General features: G+C 35.8%; 1 protein-coding gene and 1 pseudogene. Both read left to right on the forward strand.

Translation table 11 applies throughout. The annotated features are described in order from the left end of the window. Nucleotides 1-147: 147 nt before the first annotated feature. A pseudogene (locus CDZ78_RS09460) lies at nucleotides 148-414 on the forward strand (IS1 family transposase); the annotation flags it as partial. A gap of 165 nt (nucleotides 415-579) precedes the next feature. Beyond that, nucleotides 580-2,631, forward strand: a 2,052-nt coding sequence (locus CDZ78_RS09465) for a hypothetical protein (RefSeq protein ID WP_167374236.1), incomplete at its 3' end; no start/stop codon positions are given.

Raw genomic sequence — 2,631 nt, forward strand, 5'->3', positions numbered from 1 at the left:
GTGAGGAGGTCGAAGCTGTTATGAATAAGCTCAACCACCGACCACGAAAAACGTTAAACTATGACACCCCTCATGCTGTGTTTTTTCATAATAATAAACGTGAGGCCGCATGATTACAGGAATTGCACTTCAGAGTTGAATCCACCAGAGTTAAAAGCCTTGCTTGATCCTTTTAAAATCAGCCGATATTATACAGATGACTGGGGAGCATATGCACGCCATATTGATGTAGAGAAACATGAAGTGGGTAAGTGTCATACGCAAAAAATTGAACGTAAAAATTTAAATTTGAGAACGTGGATTAAACGGTTGGAACGAAAAACCATTTGCTTTTCAAAATCTGGAAAAATGCATGATATTGTGATAGGTTTGCTGATTAATAAGGTTGAGTTTGGAGTGGATATTCATGCCTAACTACAGATTCGACCCACTACCGAATTGATTATGGCGCGCCTAGGATTGGCAAATTTCCCTGCGCCTTCTGGAGACTATCATCCCGTCCGGGTCTGGCAGCGAAAGCTTGGTCATAATAAAAGACCCCCCTTTTTCCATTTCCAGTAGAATTTGACCGAGATATTTATGCATAATCACAGATTTGAGCCACGCCCCATTTATTATATTAATTCGGGTTTTATAAGACAGTTATTTTTAGTTTTAGGACTGTTTTTCACAATGAATATTTATGCTCAAGTATGCCCGTCAGGGTACCCACCTGAGAGAAAAATTACTTCTGAAGAAGCGATTAATGAATATAAGAGTATATCAGAGAATGATGGATATCCTAAAACTAACGAAGAATATAAAACCATAATAAAAGAGAAATTAGCAGAAGCTGAGTTCGAATCTTCCGATATATTATCGGAACCAGAAATTTCTGATGCTATAGGAGCTACGATGGAAACTGAAGCCATGGGAGATGCTGTTGGAGGTTTCTTTTTCAGTGTTTTAAGCTCTATCGGCTCGTCTGTGGAAGTTTTTGATAACCCCTCTTCAACAGACCTCGATAAAGCAGCGGCTACTTTAGGCTGGGTTCCAATCCTAGGTGATATACTTGGTTTTATCGATATGGGTGTGCACGACATGGAGATGAGGAAACATAGAGAGCACGCTAATGCTGTAGCCCAAGAACTTAATGGCCTAGAGCGATATACTTCATTGGTTAAGGAAAAGCATCATTTAAAACGGCTAAAACTAGCTGCTAAAGATGCTTTATCTAAATCCAAGAATGGAATGTTAAATAATGTTGATTCATATTTATTTAACTATTATAAAGAAACTTATTTGTATGATATTCAATCAGCTATTGTACATACAGATGTATTGTATTCTGATAAGTTTATAAAAGAGTCTAAAAATTTAACTGGTCTCATTAATTTCCTCAAACAATCAATGGTTAGCGTTCATACGTCAACTCCTGATATCATTTCCATAGCAACGACTACAATTTGTGAAAGTGAAAATAATTCAAGTGTTAATTTTAAAGATATGGGATCACAACAAATTGATGAATGCCTAAGTGCTATTTTTAATGATTACAAAAATTATTTTAGTGATTCTGTCTCAACCCAAGGCGGGATTCTTGATGTAAGTTCTGAACTATCTGATGATGGAGGAGATGGGATATATAAATTAATTGACTCATATATGAAAGCTCATAATCACTTATTAGCAAATATTAAGTTTAATACGGTTAATCAACTTTATAAGTCAAAAAAAGGAGTCAATGAAGAGATTTGTAACATTTATAATGTTCATTCTCAACAATTTATTAATGATATCGACACCAGAATGAAAGAGGTCGCTAGGGCTGACTTTTTTGTCGACAATAATTTATCTCCTCAAGGTCAAAGCAAAAGCCCGGCTTGCTGGTCAAAAGGCGTGACATGTAGTGGCCCTCCTTATAAGAAATTATGTGCTTGGGGTGGGTGTGTAACCACTCAGGAATTCGATTCTGGTCGTGCGTGTGCGGAATACTACCGTAAGAAATATCCTAATATTCCGAGTGCGGAAGGGTACTATTGTTATAGATTTAGTGCAAACGCTTGTTTTAACTACCAAACATTTAAGAGTGAGGCGTTTTGTCATGACTATTGCAGTAGCTATAATATATATAATAATAGCTGTGGTATTGTTACCTATCATCCAAGTCGAGATACTTATCTCATAGAAGCTAAAAATGAATTAACCCAAAAGCTTACTCAAGAATACCAATCCTGTCTTACAAGTCATAAAAATTCTCATATACAATTTTTAGACATTCTTAAGACTAATAATTACGTTATAAAAACTGATCATAGTCAATTGTTTGAAATTCTATTTAAGCAGATAAAAATTGAAATATTGACTGAAATCATAGACTACATTACAGCACAAACTATTTATCCTTTAAATAATGTCGATATGACAGAGGAGTTTATAAAGTCACAATTAGATGTTATTAAGGATTTAACTATTGCTGTTGAAAATGGGCGTTGGGCTAGATATATAGATCTTCCAATAGAAGGAATTCAAGAAGGTAGGGTACTTAAGGTTGCTAGATATTCGACCTGGGTGACAGAAGTTCGAACAGGAGAGAGCTCAGTTAGAATAAATCGAGGTGAGGTGGCTACATTTACCTTTACAAATGGCGCG

It is taken from the genome of Bathymodiolus platifrons methanotrophic gill symbiont (genome assembly GCF_002189065.1).
Taxonomy (GTDB): domain Bacteria; phylum Pseudomonadota; class Gammaproteobacteria; order Methylococcales; family Methylomonadaceae; genus Methyloprofundus.